We start from the raw sequence: 19,282 nt of genomic DNA on the forward strand, positions 1-19,282 counted from the left end.
TTTGCGGCTCACCGCAGACGCGGATCATGACCTCGCCAACATCTACGTTCAGGGCGTGCAAACGTTCGGCGCGACGCAGGCCGACCGCTACATCGACGACCTTCTGCGGGCGCTCGACCGCATTCAGGATTTCCCAAAGATCGCCCGACTGCGCGACGACATCACGCCCGCCGTCAGAGCCTATATCTTCAGGTCTCATGTAATCCTCTACGATGTGGAAGACGGCGATGGAGTGGTCGTCGTTCGCATTCGACACGCCCACGAAGACTGGCTGAGCCCGGTTCAGGAGATCGACCAACGATGACCCATTCCATCCATGTCGGCATCGGCGGCTGGACGTTCGAGCCTTGGCGCGGGGTCTTTTATCCAGAGGGGTTGGTTCAGAAGCGCGAGCTGGAATATGCGGCGTCGAAACTGACCTCGATCGAGATCAACGGCACCTATTATTCGACCTTCAAGCCCGACAGCTGGAAGAAATGGCGCGACGAGACGCCGGACGGCTTCGTGTTTTCGGTCAAGGCCAGCCGCTACTGCACCAATCGCAAGGTGCTGTCCGAAGGCGCCGAGAGCTTCGACAAGTTCCTGAGCCAGGGCCTGACCGAACTGGGCGACAAGCTGGGACCGATCAACTGGCAGTTCATGGGCACGAAGAAGTTTGATCCCGAGGACTTCGAGGGCTTCCTGAAGCTGTTGCCCAAGGAGAAGAACGGGGTGCGGCTGCGGCACGCGCTGGAGGTTCGCAACCCGACCTTCGCCACCGAACAGTTCTATGACCTGGCCCGCAAATACGGCACGGCCATCGTCTATGCGGTCGATGACGAGGAGCCGACCTGGCCCCAGATCGACGAGGCGACCGCCGATTTCAGCTACGCCCGGCTGATGTCCAGCCGCGAGGACGAGCCGACCGGCATGACGGCGGCCGAGCTGGAGGCGGTGGCGGATCAGGCGAAAACCTGGGCCAAACGCGGCGAGGTCTTCGCCTATTTCATCTCGGGCGCGAAGGTGCGGAACCCCGCGGCGGCTCAGGCGCTGATCGCCAAGCTGAAATAGCGGTCCGTACGCTTGCGGACCTGGAGTCGTCCCCACATCTGAGGCCGGCTCAATGCAAAGCCTGAAGGACTATTCCAATGCCGATCGCCACACGCGCCTTCGCCGCGACCGCCGCCGACAAGCCGCTGACGCCCTACAGCTTCGAGCGCCGCGATCCGGGTCCGGACGATGTGCTGATCGACATCAAATACTGCGGCGTCTGCCACTCCGACCTGCACGCCGCGCGCGGCGAGACGGGCGGCACGGCCTTCCCCCTGGTGCCGGGTCATGAGATCGCGGGCGTGGTCAAGGCGGTCGGATCGAACGTCACCCGCTTCAAGGAAGGCGACCGCGTCGGCGTCGGCTGCATGGTCGACAGCTGCCGCGAATGCGCCTCCTGCCAGGAAGGCGTCGAACAATATTGCATCCCCGGCTTCACCGGCACCTACGGCGGCAAGGACAAGAAGGGCGGCACATCGGAAGCCATCACCCAGGGCGGCTATTCCGATCACATCACCGTCGATCAGCATTTCGTCCTGTCCATCCCCGACAGCCTGGCGCTGGACGTCGCCGCCCCTCTGCTCTGCGCCGGCATCACCACCTATTCGCCGCTGAAGGAATGGGGCGTGGGACCCGGTTCCAAGGTCGCGGTCATCGGCCTGGGCGGCCTGGGCCACATGGCCGTCAAGTTGGCGGCCGCGATGGGAGCGGAAGTCACCGTCCTGTCCACCTCTGACCGCAAGAAGGCCGACGCCGAACGGATGGGCGCCAAACACTTCCTGATCAACTCCGACAAGGATGCGATGAAGGCGGCGGCGGAAAAGTTCGACCTGATCATCAACACCGTCTCGGCCACGCACGAGATCGCCAGCCACATCCAGTTGCTGGCGCGCGACGGCACCATGATCATGCTGGGCCTGACCACCGAGGGCCTGCCGGTCTTCGCCCTGCCGCTGCTGTGGCGTCGCCGCCGCATCGCCGGCTCGCTGATCGGCGGCATCAGGGAGACGCAGGAGATGCTGGACTTCTGCGCCGAGCACGGCATCGCCTGCGACATCGAGACGATCGCTCCGGATCAGATCAACGACGCCTACGAGCGGATGCTGAAATCCGATGTCCGCTACCGCTTCGTCATCGATATGGAAAAGCTGGCCGCCTGATCGCCTAAGGCGAAGATCAACGAAACGCGACGGAGGCATGAAACTTCCGTCGCGTCAGATTCTCGCCTTGCGCGCTCGCGCTCGCACGTTAATCCTGAACCGCGACAAGGCCTTCTGAAGGGTCTGCACAGGGACAGGAGACGAGATGGCGCGCGTAGCTTTTGTGACGGGCGGGACCCGGGGCATCGGCAAGGCGATCGTTCAGCGCCTGCATGAGGACGGCTTCAAGGTCGCCGCCGGCTATTCCGGCAACGACGAGGCGGCCAAGGCCATCGCCGATGCGCTGGACGTCATGGTGGTGAAGGGCAACGTCGGCAGCTTCGACGACTGCGCCCGCGCGGTGAAGGAGGTCGAGGAACAGCTCGGCCCCATCGACATCCTGGTCAACAACGCCGGCATCACCCGCGACGGCTTCTTCCACAAGATGAGCCACGACCAGTGGTCCGACGTCATCCGGGTCAACATGGACAGCGTCTTCAACATGACGCGCCAGGTCATTAACGGCATGCGCGAACGGGGCCACGGGCGCATCGTCAACATCTCCTCGATCAACGGCCAGAAGGGTCAGATCGGCCAGACCAACTATTCCGCCGCCAAGGCCGGGATGATCGGCTTCACCAAGGCGCTGGCGCTGGAAAATGCACGCAAGGGCGTGACCGTGAACTGCATCGCGCCGGGCTATATCGACACCGAAATGGTCGGCGCCATGGACCCCAAGGTGCTGGAGGGCATCATCAGCCACATCCCCGTCGGTCGCCTGGGCAAGGGCGAGGAGATCGCCGACATGGTGTCCTGGCTGGTGGGCGAGCGTGCCGGATATGTCACAGGCTGCACACTGTCGCTGAACGGCGGTCAGTACCTGGTGGGTTGAGGCGGGCTTCGCCCAAAATCCGCCGCGCGCGGGTTTCATCAAGTCTGTCATGAAGTTGTTGGGATCGGTCAGGGCGAAAAAATCGCCACGCGTGACCGCGATGGCGGTCGCCGCCATCGCGGTCATCGGCGTGGGCGTCGCCGCGCCCGTGGTCGTCCCGACCGAAAGCCAGGCCCAGTCCCGTCGGACCGTGCCGCCGACCGCCCGCTACGTCAGCAGCAGCGGCCAGGGGTTCATTCTGGACACCTCCGGGTCGCGGCCTTTGATGCGGCTGGAGCGCTCGACCGAGGTCTGGGTCTTGCGGCCGACGCCCGCGCCGCGCGGCGACATCATCTATCGCAACGACAATGGCGATCAGGTGCTGCGCGTCACGCCTGACGGCGCGATCACCCTTTACACGACCACCGCCCCGCAAGGCTCGCCCGCCTCGCGCGTTGGCGAGGCGCCGGGCTTGGCCAGCGCGACCATGACCGGGGCCCAGTTGGTCGATTATTTCATGCGTCAGAGCTACCGCGCCAGCCAGGCGATGGGCCGGCTGATCGTCATCGACGTGGATATCCAGCCCGGCTCGGAACAGGTCGCAGCGGACACCGTCTCGGCCGCCAGCGACGCCATTGTGCGCATGGCGCGGTCCTCCAACCTGCGCGCCCAGGTCGAGCGGGTACGTCGCGTCGTCGTGTCGGATCAGGGGCGTCCGGGCGTCAGCCTGGTCCAGGGCACGCTCCGGATCGTCATCGACGCCGACGCCGGCATCGCCGGCCGCCCGTCGTCGGCCCGGATCGTGCGGGTCGTGGGCGGGGACGCCCTGAACCGCTAGCCCTGGAAGCTGTCCTTGGCCGCCCGGCGCGCGGCGAACTGATCCGCATCCGTCGCGGTCAGGAACGGGTTGAACCGCTTCTCCACCCCCAGCGTCGTCGGCACGGTCGGCTCGCCCCGCGCGCGCGCCTCGAAGATCGCCTCGGCATGGGCGGCGGTCTCGGGCCGGTCATCCAGGCTCAGGGTGAAGCGCGCGTTGGACGCCGTATATTCGTGCGCGCACCAGATCACGGTCTGATCGGGCCAGGCCTTCAGCCGCTGCAGGCTTTCGAACATCTGCTCCGGCGTGCCTTCGAACAACCGGCCGCAGCCCAGGGCGAACAGGGTGTCGCCGGTAAAGGCCAGATCGTCCCCCGGCGCATGAAACACCACATGGCCCAGCGTATGGCCGGGCGTTTCGACGACCTCGAACCGCGTCTCGCCCACCATCACCACATCGCCGTCAGCGACCAAGCGGTCCAGCGGCGCGATCTTGCGCACCTCTTCCGGCCCGACGATTTCGCAGGCCCATTCGGCCTTCAGCCGCGCATTGCCGTCGGTGTGGTCGGGGTGCCAGTGGGTGTTCAGGATCAGGTCCAGCCGCCCCCAGCCCAGGCCTTCCAACGCCTCCAGAATCCGCGCCGCATCCGGCGTATCGACCGCCGCGACCACGCCGGTCGCCGCATCGCGGATCAGGAAGCCGTAGTTGTCGGCGCGGCAGGGAAACAGATGCACATCCAGGGTCATGCGCCCATCCTAGCAGCAGGGCCGCCGACAGGCCTATAGTGGGTCCATGCGGCGCAGCATCGACGAGCTTCGAACCTTCTACGGCGAGCCGACCGGGGCGCTGGCGCGACGGCTGGTGGCGCGACGGCTGGACGACGCCTGGGGCGAGGCGACCGATTGCGACGTGCTGGGCGTCGGTTACGCCACCCCTTGGCTGGACGCCTTCGTCGGCGCGCGGCGCGTCGTCGCGGCCATGCCGGGCGGACAAGGCGTCGAGCATTGGCCGACGGTCGGTCGCAACCGCACCCTGCTGGTGGACGACCGCCGCCTGCCCTTCCCCGCCGGATCGTTCGATCGCATCCTGCTGGTCCACGCGCTGGAAGAGGCCGACGACCCCGCCGCCCTGCTGCTGGAGGCGGTGCGCGCGCTTTCCCCCACCGGGCGGATCATCCTGGCGGCGGCGGCGCGCGGCGGCCTGTGGGCGCGGGCGGACAACACCCCCTTTGGTCACGGCCGACCCTTCACCCGGCGCCAGCTGGAACGACTGGTGCGCGATGTCGGGCTGGAGCCGATGGCCTGGTCGCAGACGCTTTATGTCCCACCCTGGGGGCCGATGCTGCCGCTGGCCGAAGGGTTCGAACAGGTCGGTCGCCGGGTCTTTCCCGGAACCGCAGGCCTGATCCTGCTGGAAGCCTCGCGCCACAGCTACGCCCGCATCCGCCCCAGCGGCCATGCCCAGCGCGTCGCCGCCCCCGCTCTGGCGCCCCAACCCGCCGCCTCCGTCTCTTCGCGGGGCGAACATCGCGACTGACGGCGAGTTGACCGTCGCCCCATCTGGCGGGCCGGGCGAAACCGCCTTATGGCGAAGGCCATGCACCGACTGATCCTGATGCGGCACGCCCAGGCCGAAGCCTCCGCCCCCTCCGGCGGCGACGAAGCCCGCCCCCTGTCCGCCGCCGGCCGCGCCGAGGCCCTGCTGATGGGGCGCGCCCTGGCCGAGCGGGGCCTGAAGCCGGACCTGGCCCTGGTGTCCACCGCCGTGCGCACCCGCCAGACCTGGGAGCAGATGCACGATGCCTTCGGCGATGTGGAAGTCCGCGACGAGGACGCCCTCTACAACGCCCCCTCCGATGTGATCCGCCGCTTCGTCGAGGCCAGCGAGGACGAGGCCGGCTGCCTGCTGATCCTGGCCCACAATCCAGGCGTCCATGTGCTGGCCGCCGAATATCTGATCGAAAGCGCCGCCTCGCCGGCGGTGGTGGACAAGCTGTCGGCCGGCTTCCCGACCGGCGCGGCGGCCCTGTTCAGCGTCGATGTCGCGGGGCGGTGCACCTACGAAGGCTTCCTGACGCCGCGGTCTCTGGGCGCGCCCTCGGCATGACCGACATCGCCTACAAGATCGTCGACGCCGCCGAATGGCGCGCCGCCGTCGCCGAGGGCCGATACGACGGCGCCCCGGTCGATCTGGCCGACGGCTACATCCATATGTCGACCGAGGCGCAACTGGCAGAGACTGCACGGCGGCATTTCGCCGGGCGCGGCGACCTGCTGCTGCTGACCGTCGATCTCGGCCGGTTCGGCGACGACCTGATCTGGGAGCCGTCGCGCGGCGGCGATCTGTTCCCGCATCTCTACGCCCCCCTGCCCGTCGCCGCCGTCACGGCTTCGCGCCCCTTTTCGGTCACGGCCGACGGCGAGATGGCCTTCGAGGACAGCCGATGAGCTTGGCTGATGTGGGCGCCGCCCTGTTGCGTCGGCTCGATCCAGAGCAGGCGCACCAGCTGGCGATCAAGGGGCTGGCGCTCGCCCCCCTGCCCGCCCCGCCCGCCGACGATCCGATCCTGAGAACACAGCTGGCGGGGCTGGACCTGCCCAATCCGGTCGGTCTGGCGGCGGGTCTGGACAAGAACGCCGACGCCCTGCGCGGCCTGTCGCGCCTCGGCTTCGGCTTCGTGGAATGCGGCTCGGTCACGCCCCGGCCCCAGCCCGGCAATCCCAAGCCCCGCCTATTCCGCCTCAGCGGGGACCGGGCCATCATCAACCGGATGGGGTTCAACAACGCCGGGCTCGACGCCTTCGCCGAGCGGCTGGACCTGCGCCCGACGAACGTCGTCGTGGGGGCCAATCTGGGGGCCAACAAGGACACTGAGGACAGGGCGGCCGACTATGTCGCCGGTCTGCAACGCCTCGCCGGCCGCGCTTCCTACTTCACCGTCAACATCTCCTCGCCCAATACGCCGGGCCTGCGCGCACTTCAGGGCCGCGAGCAGTTGGACGACCTGTTAGGTCGCATCGACGCCGCCCGTCCCGTCGCCGCGCCTGACCGCATACCCGTCTTCCTGAAGATCGCGCCCGACCTGATCGCAGACGAGATCGGCATGATCGTCGAGGCGTCTCTGGCCCACCGGATCGACGGTCTGATCGTGTCCAACACCACGCTGGAACGGCCCGAGACCCTGCGCTCGCCGGACGCTCACGAGACCGGCGGCCTGTCTGGCGCGCCTATCCGTCCGTTCGCGGAAAAGGCCCTGCGCGCGGCGGCCGACGCCGCCGCCGGCCGTCTGCCGCTGATCGCCGTCGGCGGCATCGACAGCGGGGCCGAGGCCTATGCCCGCATTCGCCTGGGGGCTTCGGCGGTCCAGATCTATTCCGCCCTGATCTACGAGGGGCCGGGCCTGGTCGCCCGCATCAAGCGTGACCTGGCCGCCCGCCTGCGCGCCAACGGCTTTTCCACAACGGCCGAAGCGGTCGGTTCCGCCCGTTGACGGAGCGTTAGTGTCGATAGGCCTAGGGTGACCGATGCGAGCGATCTGCGTTCGTCATTCGAGGGCCTGAATGAAATCGACCGCCGTCGATATCGCTGAAAGCAGCTGGACCGCCGCCGTTCGTCAGCGCACGGGCGCGGCGGTGCAACGGGTCGTGGCGGCGGCGGCTGTCGCCCTGGTCGTGACCCCGATGGTCGGGGTGCGGTTCACCCTCGGCTGGGTCGTCCTGTATATGGCGGTCCAGGCCATGGAGGTGGTCGTCTATCGACCGATCCTGAAAGGTCCCGACGAGCTTTCGACAGGCCGCAAGCTGGCGATCCTGGCCGTCGTCTTCGCCAATTCGACCGTCTTCTCCTCGCTTTCCCTGGTACTGTGGTGGATCGGCGGCGCGTTCGGCGGTGTTTGCGCCGTCCTGATGCTGACCGCGGTCATGCTGACGGCGATCGTGAACGCCACCCGATGCCAAGCCGTGATGGTCGCCGGCCTCGCACCCCAGGTCGGCTTCCTCTTGGCGACCCCCTTCTTCGTCTATGCGCTGCACGCCCCCGGCCCGCTGGTCATGTCGGCCGCAGCGGCCGTGGTGCTGTTCACCTTCTATGTCGCCATCACCGGCCAGCGCATGGTCGAGGCCAGCGTCACCGTCGTTCGCGCCCACGCCCTGGCCGAAGAATCCCGTCTCAGGGCCGAGCGCAGCCTGGCCGACCACACCACCTTCCTGGCCGCCATCGGCCATGACCTGCGCACCCCGATCGGCGCGATCCTGGCCGGCGCCGCCGAGTTGCGCGCGCCCGACGCCCAGTCGCGCAACAGCGCCAACCTGATCACCGACGCCGGCCTGATGATGAAGGCCCTGCTGGACGACCTGCTGGACCACACCCGGATAGGCGCCGGACGGATGACGGTCGAGGCCAAGGATTTCGACCTGCGGCAAATGCTGGCCCAGACGCTGATGCTGTGGCGCGGCGTCGCCGACGCCAAGGGTCTGAAGCTGCGCATCGAGGGCGCCTCGGCTATGCCCCGCCACGTCAAGGGCGACGTCATGCGCATCCGTCAGGTGCTGAACAACCTGATGTCCAACGCCATGAAGTTCACCGAGCAGGGCCAGATCACCCTGCGGGTCCAGGCCTGGCCCGAGGAACCGTCGGGATACGCCCTACTGTTCGAGATCGTGGACACGGGTCCGGGCATGACGAGCGATCAACTGGCCCGCCTGTTCACCCCGTTCGACCAGACCGCGGACGGCGTCTCCGCCCGCTACGGCGGCTCGGGCCTGGGGCTGGCGATCAGTCGCAACCTGATCGACTTGATGGGCGGCCGACTGACCGTGCGCAGCGCGCCGGGTCAGGGCTCGCGCTTCACCGTCTCACTGATCCTGCCGCGCGGCGACGAGGCGGCGCAGATCGTCGAGGTCGTCGACGAAAGCCGCCTGGACATCGCCCGCTCGCTGACACCCTCGGTCGCGCCCGCGCCCCAGCCCGCGTCCGTCGCCCCTTCGCCCGCACCTGAGCCCGAGCCGGTGGCCGCGACGCCTGCGGTCGCCGAAGAGGCCGAAGAGGCCGAAGATCAACCGCTGCGCCTGCTGGTCGTGGACGATCACGACATCAACCGCCGCGCGGTGCAGCTGATCCTTCAGCCGCTGGGTTGTGAGATCACCACCGCCGCCGACGGCATGATCGCGCTGGAACGCTGTCAGGAGGCGGTGTTCGACGTCATCTTCATGGATGTGCGCATGCCCGAGTTGGACGGGCGCGAGACGACTCGTCGCCTGCGCGCCGGCGGCGGACCCAACGCCGCCACCCCGGTCGTCGCCGTCACCGCCGACACCGCGCCCGAGGACGTCGCGGCCTGTCAGGCGGCCGGCATGGCCTATTTCGTCTCCAAGCCCCTGACGCCGCCCGCCCTGATCGGCGCCTTGCAGCACGTCCTGAACGACACCGCCGCTCAGGCTGCGACCGAGGCCGCCTGACCCCGGACGGCCGCGATAAGGCGCGCGGCGAAATCAGGCTGTTTCATCTCACATTCCCAGACGACGACCACGCGCCAGCCTGACGCCTCCAAAGCCGTTACGGCGGCGGCGTCGCGCGCGCGGTTCCGGTCGATCTTGGCGATCCAGTAATCGGCGTTGGTCTTGGGCTGGCGTGAGCCACGGGCGCAATCATGGCCGTGCCAGAAGCAGCCGTGGACGAACAGGGCGACCTTGCGCCCCTTCATCACCACATCCGGGCGGCCCGGCAGACCCATACCGCCCAGCCGATAGCCGATCCCGGCCGCACGCAGGATCCCGCGCACGGCCAGTTCCGGCGACGTATCCCGCCCCTTCACGCGACGCATCACGGCGCTGCGCTTCTCGGGGCTGAACACATCCGCCGTCATTGTTTGTCGATCCAGGCTATCGCTTCGCTACTTGAGCCTGGATCGACGGATTTCAAACCAGCTTAAAGCTGCGCCAGCAGATGCTCGGCGGAGGACACCTTGAACTCGCCGCCCTGTTCGATGTTCAGTTGCTCGACCACGCCGTCCTTGACCAGCATGGAATAGCGCTGCGAGCGCTCGCCCAGGCCGAAGCCCGAACCGTCCAGCACCAGACCCAGGGCGCGGGTCAGTTCGCCGTTGCCGTCGGCCAGCATGACGATGCTGTCGTCGGTGATGCCCTGGCTCTCGCCCCAGGCCTTCATGACGAAGGCGTCGTTGACCGAGATGCAAGCGACCGTATCGACGCCCTTGCCCTGGATATCGGCCAAGTGATCCTTGAAGCCCGGCAGGTGGCGCGCCGAGCAGGTGGGGGTGAAGGCGCCGGGCACGGCGAACAGGGCCACGGTCTTGCCCGTGAAGATGTCGTCGGTGCTGACGGGCTTGGGGCCCTCGGCGGTCGCTTGGGCGAGGGTTGCGTTCGGGATGCGATCGCCGATCTGAATGGTCATGTCTGTCTCGCTGAGGTTTGAGGCCGGCGCGGTTTGAACGGCCGTGTGCGACACATAGACACCACGGGCGACACCGCAAGCGCTGGTTCGGCTTGCTTGCGCCGCTTTCCGGACGGATGATGCCAGGATCATGAGCCAAGCCTCCACCCTGACCGGCCGACTGCTGGTCGCCATGCCCGGGATCGACGACGCCCGGTTCGAACACGCCGTCATCCTGATCTGCGCCCACGGGCCGGATCACGCCATGGGCCTGCGGCTGGACCGGCCTGCGCCGGGCGTGGATCTGAAGACGGTTCTGGACAAGCTGGATGCGCCGGCGCCCGATCAATCCATCGGTCGCGCGGTCCTGATGGGCGGACCGGTCGAGCGCGAGCGCGGCTTTGTGCTGCATACCGACGACTGGACGGTGGGCGACGACACCCTGGCTTTCGGCGACGGTCTGGCGATGACCGGTACACGCGAGGCGCTGGCCGCCATGACCGACGAGATCGCCGGTCCGCGCCGCTCGGCCCTGCTGCTGGGCTACGCCGGCTGGGGCGAGGGGCAGTTGGAGGAAGAGTTGGCCGACAACGTCTGGCTGACCGCCGACGCCGATCTGGACCTCATTTTCGACGGCGAACACACGTCGAAATGGACACGCGCCCTCGCCCAGTTGGGCGTGGACGCGGCCATGCTGTCGAGCCAGGGCGGCCGGGCCTGAGGCCAGACCGCCCGCTTGGCGATTAGAAGCGGTAATTCATGCCAATGCGGAACATGTGGGTTCCGAACTTGCCGTTGCCGCGCACCATGTCCGTGCCCGTCGTGTTCGGCGCCAGGACGAACGGGTTGGTGGCGGGCGCCGTGCCGCGGCCGACGCGGATCACCGGGCTATCGACGTCCAGCGAGGTGTAGAGGTATTCGCCGCTGACCGTCAGGCCGCGACCCAGGGCGTATTCCACGCCGCCGCCGGCCTGCCAGCCGTCGCCGTCATCGCCCTCGCTGGTTTCGGTGAAGCTGTTGGCCAGGTTCGAGGTGCGGAACTTGTTCTCGAACTTGCCGTAGGCGTAACCGCCGGTGCCGTAGATCAGCGCCGGGCCGACTGCATAGCCCAGCTTCAAACGGGCGGCCGCCGTGCTCTGCAGCTCGCGCGTGAAGGTGTAGAAGGCCGGGGTGGTCGAAAAGCCGGTCACCGAATCCTGAACATTGTTGACGCTGTATTCCGCCAGGGCGCCGACGACGAAGTTGCCGAACTGCATGTCATAACCGGCGCGAACGCCCGCTTCGACACCATCGTTGTCATCACGGCAGCCGGTTCCCGGCGCGGTGCTGGTCGCCATGCCGCCGCAGAAGCCGGGGCTGAAGGCGTTGGTTCCGACGGTGGCGGGGGCGACAGGCGCAGTGGTGATCTGGTCGCCATAGTTGCCGTCCAGATTGCGGTCGAAGCGCAGGATCTCGTCGCCGTCATCGTTCGACTGGTTGTAGCCGCCGAAGATGCCGATGTAGGGGCCGGACCAGTCGGGGGCGACGGACTGCGCCAGGGCGGGGGTGGAAACCATGGCCAGGGCCAGGGCGCTGGAGGCGAGGGTCTTGATCATTTGGGGAGGCTTTCGTGCCGAAAGTGCGGGCGCGACATCCCCGCTCGCCGTCACAAAAGCCGAAGGCGGCCACAGGTTCCCTCCAGTTCCCATCGCCAAATGTCGCACATCCAAAGGCTTCGGTTGAACGTAGGCCGCCCTAGCGCGTCGCCATCGACACCAGAAAAGCGATCAGCAGGACCAGGCTGACCCCCTGCCAGAACCGCACCGGATCACGCTCGATCAGGGACAGCTGACGCGGCGGCGGGGCGGCGACGGCGCTGCCGGTTTCCAGCACATGGATCAGTTCCTCGACATCCTCGAACCGCTCGTTCGGATCGATGGCGATGGCGCGCATGATGGCCGCCTCCAGCCAGGCGGGCATGTCCGGACGGTGTCGCGTCGGCGGCGCGGGCGCCCGGTCAAAGCGCGGCGCATCGGCCGGATCCACCTCGCCCCACGGATAGGTGCGGGTGAACAGGCGATACAGCGTCACCCCCAGGGCGAACTGATCGGTGGCGGCGTTCCCGCTCTCGCCCCCATACATTTCCGGCGCCTTGTAGCCGGCGGTGCCCGGCGCCTCGGCCTCGGCGAACTCCTCGGCCAGCCGCAGGCGCGCAACGCCCAGATCGACCAGTTTCAGCCCGCCCTGTGTCTCCAGGATCACATTGTCCGGTTTGATGTCGCGGTGCGTCACCCCCGCCCGGTGAAGGGCCGAAACCGCCCGCGAGAGGCGCAGCGCCACGCCGATCCCCTCGCCGATCTCGAACGGCCCCTCCTGCGCCAATCGCGCATGCAGGGTCTGACCAGCATGAAAGGGCTGGGCGATATAGAGCCGGCTCTGGCGACCCGCATCCAGGCTCAGCACCTTGCCGACGAAGGGGCTGTCGATGCGCCGCCCGATAAAGGCCTCGCGCAGAAAGGCGGTGCGCGCGCCGCGCTCGGACACCACGGCGGGCTTGGGAAACTTCAGCACCACCATGCCCGCGTCGCCCAGCGTATCCTTGGCCAGGAACAGGGTCGTATAGCGCCCGTCCGCCACGACCCGCTGAAGCGCGAAGCCGTCAACGTTGTCGCCGACGGCGGGCGGCGGCAGGATGGCCAGCCCTTCCGCCTCCGCTGTGATCGCTTCCCAGTCGGGCGCGCCGGTGCGGACCACGTCGATGACGATGGCGGTGGCGTTGTCGCGCGGCCCCGCCGCCTCGACCTCGGCCAGGATCGCCTTGGCGTCCGCATCGGGTGAACTGCGCCGCCCCAACAGGCTCGCGATCGCCGCATCGGCCAGCACCCCATGCACCCCGTCGGTGGTCAGCAGCAGCCGGTCGTGCGGCTCCAGCCGCACTTGTCGGACATCCAGCTTCACGTCCGCCTCGATACCGACGGCGCGGTACAGCACATGGCTCAGCCCCTGCTGGGCCCGCGTGTGGTCTTCGGTCAGCCGCGTCAGAACCCCGTCGCGGAAATGCCAGGCCCGGCTGTCGCCCACATGAAGCGCCGTCGCCTCGCGCCCTCGCAGGATCAGGGCCGTAAAGGTTGTCGCCGCCCCCTCCATGGCCGGATCGATGCGTCCGCGCGAATGGAGCCAGCGATTAAAACCCCTCAGCGCCTTGACGCCGTTGGCGGCGATGCCGTTCAGCGGGTTCTGATCCAGATAGCCGTCGATGAAGCTGCGCGTCGTCAGCTCCGCCGCCATCCGCCCGGCCTTCGATCCCGACACCCCGTCGGCGATCACCGCCACGACCCCGTGTTCGCGCTGCTCGGCCGCCGTGCCGATATGGACGCCGCCGAAATCCTGATTATCCGCCTTGGGCCCCTGCAAGGTCGCAAAGCCGGCGGCGATCTCCAGTCTGGCGTCGGTCATGGGCGCAACTGTCGTCGAAAGACGGCCCGCTGAACAGAGGTCTCAGAGCGCCAGGATCGCCCGCACCGCGACATAGGCGGCGACCACCAGGATCAGGCCCGCGAACAGGATGCGCCCAAGCCGGGCGTTCGACCCCAGCCGGCGCGCCAGCGGCAGACCCGCCGCCGTCCCGGCGACCCCGCCGACCGCCATGGCGGCGACGAGGCCCGGATCGACCCAGCCCGACAGCGCATAGTTGCCCGCCGTCGTCGCCCCGAACGCGGCGACACTGAGCAAAGACGTCGCTTGGGCGGTCGCCAGGCTCATGCCCGTCGACGCCATCAGGCCGGGCACGATCAGAAAGCCGCCGCCGATGCCGAAGAAGCCTGCGGCCGAGCCGACGCCGGCGCCCGCCATGCCGACGCGCGGCGACATGGACCAGTTCAGCCGGGGCTCGTCCCGCGCGACCGCCGCCTTGGGACGCAGCATCGACACGCCCACGGCCGCCATGGCCACGGCGAAGATCAGCAGCAGCTGATGGCCGTCGATTATCTTGGCCAGGGACGAACCGAACCAGGCCCCGGCCGCGCCGGTGATGGCGAACAGGGTCGCGCAGGGCCAGCGCACCCGCCCTGCCCTGGCCTGACCGGCCAGAGCCGTCAGGGCGTTCAGCGCCACCCCCGCCGCCGACACGCCGATGGCGACATGGGGATCGGCGACGCCGACGACATAGAGCAGCAGCGGTACGGCCAGAACCGACCCGCCGCCGCCGAACAGGGTCAGCAGCAGGGCGACGACGCCGCCGCTGAAGGCGGTCAGGACCAGCGGGGTCAGTTCGGTCGTCATCGGATCAGACCGCTCTTGTCACGGGCCGGGTCGCGGTTCTGTTCCACGGCATGACGGCCAGCAGCCGCGCCATGCCGCAAAAGCCCGTCGCGCCCGCGACGAACAAGCCCGCGCCGACGAAGGCTGACAGACCCCAGAAGGCCGGATGCACCAGCAGGCCCAGCGCCGCGCCGAGCAGGATCAGGCCGCCCGCGACCATCTGCACCTGACGCATCAGTTCGATCGGCTTGGAGCGGTCGGCGTGGGTGGCCAGGCCCTGCGCCTTCCACGCGTCCAGCCCGCCCTCCAGAACAAAGGCTTGGCCCGTCGTCTTGGCCGCCAGACGGTCGCAGTTGACGCCCGTCCGATTGCCGGTCCGGCAGGTGAAGATGACGTCGCGGCTGTCGACGCCGGCGGGCGTAAAGGCGTCGAAGGCCGACAGCGGCGCATGGACGGCGCCGACGACATGCTCTCTGGCGAACTCATCCGGCTCGCGGATGTCGATCAGCACGGCTGTATTCTGCTTCAGCCGGCGCGAAACCTCGGCGGGGGAGAGGGGGGTCAGGACGCTCATGGGAGTCATGCCTTTTCGGAGGAAACAGGGGGACAATAAATTTCGGCCAGCACGGCGATGACCTTCAGGACGGCCGGATCGGCGATGCGGTAGAAGATGGTCGTGCCGTCTCGACGCGTGCTGACCAGCGCCTCTTCGCGCAGCTTTGCTAGGTGCTGGGACAGGGCCGATTGCGACAGGCCGACCTGGGGCAGCAGTTGGCCTACGGACATCTCGCCCTCGCCCACCTGACACAGGATCATCAGCCGCTTCTCGTTGGACAGCGCGCGCAGCAGCGCCGCCGCCTCGCCGGCGCTGGCCTGGAAACGCTCAAGTCCGATGGTCTGAAGGTCGATCATGGGGCGCAATATATGCGCACTTGCTAAATAAGCAATGCCTAATATATTGGATCGCGAAAGGAGCGTTCTCCATGGCCCAATCTCCCGACGTCCGCGGCTTTTTCGATCCCGCGACCCACACCGTCACCTATCTGGTCAGCGACCCCGCGACGGGTCAGGCAGCGATCATCGACCCCGTCCTGGACTTCGACGCGGCTTCGGCCCGCACCTCGACGCGGTCGATCGACGCCGTCATGGCGGCGCTGCGGTCGGAAGCGCTGACCTTGGCCCTGGTGCTCGAAACCCACGCCCACGCCGACCACCTGACGGCGGCGGCGCACCTGCGTGCGACGACGGGAGTGTCGATCGGCATCGGCGGGCGGATCACCCAGGTTCAGTCCGCCTTCGGCCCCCTGTTCGACGCCGACGACGTGCGCCCGGACGGCGCGGTTTTCGATCATCTCTATGCGGACGGCGACGCGTTTGCCCTGGGCGATCTGAAGGTCGAGGTGATCCACACGCCCGGCCACACCCCCGCCTGTGTCAGCTATCGGATCGGCGATGCGGTCTTCACCGGCGACACCCTGTTCATGCCCGACTATGGCACGGCGCGAACGGACTTTCCTGGCGGCGACGCCCGGACCCTGTATCGCTCGATCCAGCGCCTGCTGAGCCTGCCCGACGGGACCCGCGTCTTCGTCGGCCACGACTACCTGCCACAAGGCCGCACCGACTACCGGTTCGAGACCACCGTGGCCGAACAACGCGCGCACAATATCCACATTGGCGGCGGCGTATGGGAAGACGCCTTCGTCGCCATGCGCGAAGCCCGCGACGCCACCCTGGGCGCGCCGCAACTGATCCTGCCCTCGCTTCAGGTCAACATCCGCGCCGGCGACCTGCCGCCCCCCGACGCCAACGGCCAGCGCTACCTGCGCCTGCCGCTAAACGCGATCTGAGCCTTACGCCGACCGCTGCTTCAGCGGCGCGGTGCCGTCGGCCAGGCTTTCGGCCAGATAGACCTCGGCCTCCTGCGCCGGCAGGGCGGGCGCATAGCCGAAGCCCTGACCATAGTGGCATTGCGCGTCCAGCAGCAGGCGGGCCAGTTCGGCGTTCTCCACCCCCTCGGCGACGACCTCCAGCGACAGGTCGCGACCCAGGTTGACCACCGACTTGACGATCTTGGCAGAGCCCTCGTCCTTGTTCATCGTCAGCACGAAATAGCGGTCGATCTTCAGCGTATCGAACGGCAGGCGCGCCAGATAGGACAGGGACGAGAAGCCGGTGCCGAAGTCGTCCAGCGCCAGCGAGGCCCCGACGTCTTTCAGCGATTGCAGCACCTCGGCGGCGCGGGCGGTGTCGCGCATGATGTCGCCTTCGGTGACTTCCAGCTTCAGCGCGCCCCTGGGCAGGCCCGTTTCCTTGATGATGCGCGCCACGTCCTCGCACAGATGCGGGCGCTCGATCTCGCCGACCGACAGGTTGACGCTGCAGAACAGCTTGCCGGCCAGCGGATGGCGTTCGATCCATTCGGCCAGCTGCCGCGCCGACTGGGTCATCATCAGCAGGCCCAGGTCGTTCATCATGCCCAGGTCGGCGGTCAGACCCAGGAACTCGTCCGGCGGCACCAGACCCCGGCGCGGGTGACGCCAGCGCGCCAGGGCCTCGAAACCGGCGACGGCGCCGGTGTTCAGGTTCACGATCGGCTGGAAGAAGGGCACGATCTCGCCGCGCACGAAGGCGTTCCTCAGATCCGCCTCCAGCGCCAGACGGCTCAGGCTGTCGCTTTCAAGCGCCCGGCCATAGGCGGCCGATCCGCCGCGCCCGGCGCCCTTGGCCGATTCCACCGCCAGCTCGACCCGGCGCAACAGTTCGGCGGCGTCGGGCGCATCCGGCCCGCCCTCCACCATCACCGCCCCGATGGAGACGGTCGGATAGATGTCGAAGCCCGCGACCCGCAGCGGCTGCTCCAGCGCGTCTCGAACGCGGTAGCTGGTGTGCGAGGCGGTCTTGGGCACGATGATGGCGAACTCATCCTCGCCGATCCGCGCGGCCGAGGCGTCCTTGTTGAAGGCGGCAGCCAGACGCGAGCCCAAGGCCGACAGCACCAGGTCGGTCCGCTCGTGCCCCAGCGCCTCGTTCAGGCGCCGCAGCCGGTCCACGTCGCCGACAACGATTTCGTATTCGCCGGGCTGGGTCAGCACCTCGCTGACGCGGGCCAGAAAGGCGCGACGATCCAAAAGGCCCGTCAGCGTATCACGGTCCGATCCGGCGAACTTGGTCTCCAGCGCCACGACGCCGGCGGCGCGCAGGCCGTCCTCCAGCCAGACGCCACGCCACAGACAGGTCTCGGACCCACGCATGCGCAGACGTACGGCGATCTCGGCGCCCTCGTCCTGGGGTTTGAGCATCCGCTCGGCCAGGCTGCGATCCTGCGGCATGGCCAGGGCGACAAATCCGGCGGCCGTGCATTCCGGCGCCAAAGGTCCCAGGCCCAGCGATCGTGTAGCCCCGGTGAAACGCAGTTCGTCCGCCGCGGGCGTCCAGACCCACAGAGCCGTTTCGGCGGCGGCCAGCGCCTCGATGGCGGTCGTGGCGTCCCAGGCCAGCGATCGGGATCGTGGTGTCACGCGTCTCGCCCTTCCAGACGGCCCCCGGCCGTCAACGCTCGTCCTCGACCAGGCCGAACAACAAATGGTCTGCCCACTCGCCGTTAATTTTCAAATAAGCGCGAGCCCGACCTTCGTTGCGAAAACCGGATTTCTCCAGCACCCGTCGCGACCCGTGGTTGGTGGGCAGACAGGCCGCCTCCAGCCGGTGCAGCTTCAGCTTGTCGAAGGCGTAGCCGACGACGGCCCGAACGCCCGCCGTCGCCACGCCCTGACCGGAAAACGGCTGACCGATCCAGTAGCCCAGCGTCCCCGTCTCGGCGACGCCGCGCCGCACGTTCGACAGGGTCACCGCCCCCGCCAGGGCCTTGCCGTCCTGCACGAAGACGAAGAAGGGCCAGGCGTTGCCTAGCTCCATCTCGCGCGCATAGATCGACAGCCGGCGCCGGAAGGCCGCCTTGGTCAGGTCGTCCTCGGGCCAGGCCGGCTCCCACGGCTGCAGATAGTCGCGCGAGCCGTCGCGCAGCGTGGACCAGGCGGCGTAATCGGCGGCGCGCGGCGGGCGCAGCATCACGCCGTCCCCCCGGATTACGGGGCCGGCCACATCGCTCATCCAGTCCAGAAGCGCCATCGATGGAGACTATAGCATCAAGATTCGGCTCTGAACCTTACGGTTCGGCCAAAAGTGTCGCGGTCAGCTTCAGCGCCAAGTCGCGTCCGAACCCCTCGGGCGCGCCCAGCATCGGCGTCAGGATGTCCCCGATCAGCCCCTCGGCGAAGGCCATATAGGCCGCCGTCACCACCAGGGCCTTGGCCCGCTCGGCCGCCCTGGGATCATCGGGCGCCATGGCCGCCAGCCGTTCGGCCAGATCGCGCACCACCTCGGCGAAGCTTTCCGCCCGGCCCTGCTCGCGCGCCAGCGCCAGCCAGGCCGCCATCTGCGAAGCCCCGCCCGGCCCGAAGGCGTCGAACACCACGCTCATCAGCCGCCCTGGCTCGACGCCGTCGCGCCCTTCTCCCGAGCCCTCGTTCAGGCCCGCCTCGATCCGTTGCGCCAGATCGCGCACCATCGCATCCATCAGCGCGCCCTGAAGCCCGGCCGCCGAGCCGAAATGGTGAATCAGATTGGCGTGACCCACCCCCATCCGCTCGCCCACCGCCTTCAGCGTCACCGCCGCTGGCCCGCCCGACAGCAGCAGGTCGCGCGCCGCCTCCAGCGCCTCTTCACGCGCCACCGCCCCGCGTCGTCGCTTCACCGGACCATTAGTTGACATTGATGTCAGTTAACTCCATCCTC

23 protein-coding genes are annotated in these 19,282 nt (G+C 68.2%); 12 read left to right on the forward strand and 11 right to left on the reverse strand.

The features are described from left to right. Window position 1: 1 nt before the first annotated feature. From E7T10_RS14335 to E7T10_RS14355, 5 genes are all read left to right on the forward strand, one after another. A complete protein-coding gene (locus tag E7T10_RS14335) occupies window positions 2-304 on the forward strand; it encodes a type II toxin-antitoxin system RelE/ParE family toxin (RefSeq protein WP_137722322.1) in 303 nt (100 codons plus the stop codon). After that, window positions 301-1,050, forward strand: coding sequence for a DUF72 domain-containing protein (locus tag E7T10_RS14340; protein WP_137722323.1), 750 nt, complete (start codon window positions 301-303; stop codon window positions 1,048-1,050). The genes E7T10_RS14335 and E7T10_RS14340 overlap by 4 nt, the downstream gene beginning before the upstream one ends. Window positions 1,051-1,127: 77 nt before the next feature. Continuing rightward, complete coding sequence (locus E7T10_RS14345; protein ID WP_066549790.1) at window positions 1,128-2,189, forward strand: NAD(P)-dependent alcohol dehydrogenase; 1,062 nt, start codon at window positions 1,128-1,130, stop codon at window positions 2,187-2,189. Window positions 2,190-2,334: 145 nt separating this feature from the next. Next, window positions 2,335-3,060: an acetoacetyl-CoA reductase gene (phbB, locus tag E7T10_RS14350; RefSeq protein ID WP_137722324.1), complete on the forward strand. Its 726-nt coding sequence runs from the start codon at window positions 2,335-2,337 to the stop codon at window positions 3,058-3,060. Between the two features lie 100 nt (window positions 3,061-3,160). Next, window positions 3,161-3,877 carry a DUF4908 domain-containing protein gene (locus tag E7T10_RS14355; protein ID WP_246846163.1) on the forward strand — a complete coding sequence of 239 codons (717 nt, stop codon included), beginning with the start codon at window positions 3,161-3,163 and terminating at the stop codon, window positions 3,875-3,877. On the opposite strand, the gene gloB is transcribed toward E7T10_RS14355, so the two are convergent. Next, window positions 3,874-4,602: a hydroxyacylglutathione hydrolase gene (gene gloB, locus E7T10_RS14360; protein WP_137722326.1), complete on the reverse strand. Its 729-nt coding sequence runs from the start codon at window positions 4,600-4,602 to the stop codon at window positions 3,874-3,876. The two genes, E7T10_RS14355 and gloB, sit on opposite strands and share 4 nt — an antisense overlap. 46 nt (window positions 4,603-4,648) lie before the next feature. Between gloB and E7T10_RS14365 the strand changes: the two genes are divergently transcribed. The 5 genes from E7T10_RS14365 to E7T10_RS14385 all read left to right on the forward strand — a co-directional run bounded on the left by E7T10_RS14365 (window position 4,649) and on the right by E7T10_RS14385 (window position 9,312). After that, on the forward strand, window positions 4,649-5,392 hold the full coding sequence (locus tag E7T10_RS14365) for a methyltransferase domain-containing protein (protein ID WP_137722327.1): 744 nt from the start codon (window positions 4,649-4,651) through the stop codon (window positions 5,390-5,392). 60 nt (window positions 5,393-5,452) lie between these two features. Beyond that, window positions 5,453-5,962, forward strand: a complete 510-nt coding sequence (locus E7T10_RS14370; RefSeq protein WP_026108519.1) for a histidine phosphatase family protein — start codon at window positions 5,453-5,455, stop codon at window positions 5,960-5,962. After that, the gene (locus E7T10_RS14375) at window positions 5,959-6,303 is read left to right on the forward strand and encodes a DUF952 domain-containing protein (RefSeq protein WP_137722328.1); all 345 of its coding nucleotides are present in this window, start codon (window positions 5,959-5,961) and stop codon (window positions 6,301-6,303) included. Before E7T10_RS14370 ends, E7T10_RS14375 begins: the two co-directional genes overlap by 4 nt. Continuing rightward, the gene (locus tag E7T10_RS14380) at window positions 6,300-7,346 is read left to right on the forward strand and encodes a quinone-dependent dihydroorotate dehydrogenase (RefSeq protein WP_137722329.1); all 1,047 of its coding nucleotides are present in this window, start codon (window positions 6,300-6,302) and stop codon (window positions 7,344-7,346) included. Before E7T10_RS14375 ends, E7T10_RS14380 begins: the two co-directional genes overlap by 4 nt. A gap of 70 nt (window positions 7,347-7,416) precedes the next feature. Next, a complete protein-coding gene (locus tag E7T10_RS14385; RefSeq protein WP_137722330.1) occupies window positions 7,417-9,312 on the forward strand; it encodes an ATP-binding protein in 1,896 nt (631 codons plus the stop codon). Here E7T10_RS14385 and E7T10_RS14390 read toward each other — a convergent pair. Both E7T10_RS14390 and E7T10_RS14395 read right to left on the reverse strand, forming a co-directional pair. After that, on the reverse strand, window positions 9,288-9,719 hold the full coding sequence (locus tag E7T10_RS14390) for a very short patch repair endonuclease (RefSeq protein ID WP_137722331.1): 432 nt from the start codon (window positions 9,717-9,719) through the stop codon (window positions 9,288-9,290). The genes E7T10_RS14385 and E7T10_RS14390 overlap by 25 nt on opposite strands. Before the next feature lie 62 nt (window positions 9,720-9,781). Beyond that, entirely contained in the window at window positions 9,782-10,267 is a 486-nt protein-coding gene (locus tag E7T10_RS14395; protein WP_137722332.1) for a peroxiredoxin, read from the reverse strand. A 130-nt stretch (window positions 10,268-10,397) separates the two neighbouring features. On the opposite strand from E7T10_RS14395, the gene E7T10_RS14400 reads away from it, so the two are divergent. After that, complete coding sequence (locus tag E7T10_RS14400; RefSeq protein WP_137722333.1) at window positions 10,398-10,967, forward strand: YqgE/AlgH family protein; 570 nt, start codon at window positions 10,398-10,400, stop codon at window positions 10,965-10,967. Between the two features lie 22 nt (window positions 10,968-10,989). On the opposite strand, the gene E7T10_RS14405 is transcribed toward E7T10_RS14400, so the two are convergent. From E7T10_RS14405 to E7T10_RS14425, 5 genes are all read right to left on the reverse strand, one after another. After that, complete coding sequence (locus E7T10_RS14405) at window positions 10,990-11,841, reverse strand: outer membrane protein (RefSeq protein WP_137722334.1); 852 nt, start codon at window positions 11,839-11,841, stop codon at window positions 10,990-10,992. Between the two features lie 139 nt (window positions 11,842-11,980). Beyond that, a complete protein-coding gene (locus E7T10_RS14410) occupies window positions 11,981-13,681 on the reverse strand; it encodes a bifunctional protein-serine/threonine kinase/phosphatase (protein WP_137722335.1) in 1,701 nt (566 codons plus the stop codon). A gap of 42 nt (window positions 13,682-13,723) precedes the next feature. Then, a complete protein-coding gene (locus E7T10_RS14415) occupies window positions 13,724-14,506 on the reverse strand; it encodes a sulfite exporter TauE/SafE family protein (RefSeq protein ID WP_137722336.1) in 783 nt (260 codons plus the stop codon). A gap of 4 nt (window positions 14,507-14,510) precedes the next feature. Then, window positions 14,511-15,059: a rhodanese family protein gene (locus tag E7T10_RS14420; RefSeq protein ID WP_371275720.1), complete on the reverse strand. Its 549-nt coding sequence runs from the start codon at window positions 15,057-15,059 to the stop codon at window positions 14,511-14,513. Between the two features lie 5 nt (window positions 15,060-15,064). Beyond that, window positions 15,065-15,397: a helix-turn-helix transcriptional regulator gene (locus tag E7T10_RS14425; RefSeq protein ID WP_137722338.1), complete on the reverse strand. Its 333-nt coding sequence runs from the start codon at window positions 15,395-15,397 to the stop codon at window positions 15,065-15,067. A 71-nt stretch (window positions 15,398-15,468) separates the two neighbouring features. Between E7T10_RS14425 and E7T10_RS14430 the strand changes: the two genes are divergently transcribed. Continuing rightward, window positions 15,469-16,335: an MBL fold metallo-hydrolase gene (locus tag E7T10_RS14430; protein WP_137722339.1), complete on the forward strand. Its 867-nt coding sequence runs from the start codon at window positions 15,469-15,471 to the stop codon at window positions 16,333-16,335. Between the two features lie 3 nt (window positions 16,336-16,338). Here the strand turns inward: E7T10_RS14430 and E7T10_RS14435 are convergent, their stop codons facing one another. From E7T10_RS14435 to E7T10_RS14445, 3 genes are read right to left on the reverse strand one after another with little or no spacing between them, the layout of a single operon-like run. Then, window positions 16,339-18,006, reverse strand: coding sequence for a bifunctional diguanylate cyclase/phosphodiesterase (locus E7T10_RS14435; RefSeq protein ID WP_137722340.1), 1,668 nt, complete (start codon window positions 18,004-18,006; stop codon window positions 16,339-16,341). A 31-nt stretch (window positions 18,007-18,037) separates the two neighbouring features. Next, a complete protein-coding gene (locus tag E7T10_RS14440; RefSeq protein ID WP_137722341.1) occupies window positions 18,038-18,616 on the reverse strand; it encodes a GNAT family N-acetyltransferase in 579 nt (192 codons plus the stop codon). 37 nt (window positions 18,617-18,653) lie between these two features. Next, window positions 18,654-19,241 (reverse strand): TetR/AcrR family transcriptional regulator, encoded by a 588-nt coding sequence (locus E7T10_RS14445; RefSeq protein ID WP_246846048.1) that lies wholly within the window; start codon window positions 19,239-19,241, stop codon window positions 18,654-18,656. Window positions 19,242-19,282: the final 41 nt, after the last annotated feature.

The sequence above is a fragment of the Brevundimonas sp. SGAir0440 genome (assembly GCF_005484585.1).
Taxonomy (GTDB): domain Bacteria; phylum Pseudomonadota; class Alphaproteobacteria; order Caulobacterales; family Caulobacteraceae; genus Brevundimonas.

Coding starts and splice junctions, on each gene's coding strand:
- E7T10_RS14440 (WP_137722341.1), bottom strand. CDS start 18,616: ATGGCGCTTCTGGACTGGATGAGCGATGTGGCCGGCCCCGTAATCCGG.
- E7T10_RS14365 (WP_137722327.1), top strand. CDS start 4,649: ATGCGGCGCAGCATCGACGAGCTTCGAACCTTCTACGGCGAGCCGACC.
- E7T10_RS14430 (WP_137722339.1), top strand. CDS start 15,469: ATGGCCCAATCTCCCGACGTCCGCGGCTTTTTCGATCCCGCGACCCAC.
- E7T10_RS14415 (WP_137722336.1), bottom strand. CDS start 14,506: ATGACGACCGAACTGACCCCGCTGGTCCTGACCGCCTTCAGCGGCGGC.
- E7T10_RS14380 (WP_137722329.1), top strand. CDS start 6,300: ATGAGCTTGGCTGATGTGGGCGCCGCCCTGTTGCGTCGGCTCGATCCA.
- E7T10_RS14410 (WP_137722335.1), bottom strand. CDS start 13,681: ATGACCGACGCCAGACTGGAGATCGCCGCCGGCTTTGCGACCTTGCAG.
- E7T10_RS14340 (WP_137722323.1), top strand. CDS start 301: ATGACCCATTCCATCCATGTCGGCATCGGCGGCTGGACGTTCGAGCCT.
- E7T10_RS14370 (WP_026108519.1), top strand. CDS start 5,453: ATGCACCGACTGATCCTGATGCGGCACGCCCAGGCCGAAGCCTCCGCC.
- gloB (WP_137722326.1), bottom strand. CDS start 4,602: ATGACCCTGGATGTGCATCTGTTTCCCTGCCGCGCCGACAACTACGGC.
- E7T10_RS14405 (WP_137722334.1), bottom strand. CDS start 11,841: ATGATCAAGACCCTCGCCTCCAGCGCCCTGGCCCTGGCCATGGTTTCC.
- E7T10_RS14395 (WP_137722332.1), bottom strand. CDS start 10,267: ATGACCATTCAGATCGGCGATCGCATCCCGAACGCAACCCTCGCCCAA.
- E7T10_RS14385 (WP_137722330.1), top strand. CDS start 7,417: ATGAAATCGACCGCCGTCGATATCGCTGAAAGCAGCTGGACCGCCGCC.
- E7T10_RS14355 (WP_246846163.1), top strand. CDS start 3,161: ATGGCGGTCGCCGCCATCGCGGTCATCGGCGTGGGCGTCGCCGCGCCC.
- E7T10_RS14390 (WP_137722331.1), bottom strand. CDS start 9,719: ATGACGGCGGATGTGTTCAGCCCCGAGAAGCGCAGCGCCGTGATGCGT.
- E7T10_RS14420 (WP_371275720.1), bottom strand. CDS start 15,059: ATGAGCGTCCTGACCCCCCTCTCCCCCGCCGAGGTTTCGCGCCGGCTG.
- E7T10_RS14425 (WP_137722338.1), bottom strand. CDS start 15,397: ATGATCGACCTTCAGACCATCGGACTTGAGCGTTTCCAGGCCAGCGCC.
- E7T10_RS14400 (WP_137722333.1), top strand. CDS start 10,398: ATGAGCCAAGCCTCCACCCTGACCGGCCGACTGCTGGTCGCCATGCCC.
- phbB (WP_137722324.1), top strand. CDS start 2,335: ATGGCGCGCGTAGCTTTTGTGACGGGCGGGACCCGGGGCATCGGCAAG.
- E7T10_RS14345 (WP_066549790.1), top strand. CDS start 1,128: ATGCCGATCGCCACACGCGCCTTCGCCGCGACCGCCGCCGACAAGCCG.
- E7T10_RS14375 (WP_137722328.1), top strand. CDS start 5,959: ATGACCGACATCGCCTACAAGATCGTCGACGCCGCCGAATGGCGCGCC.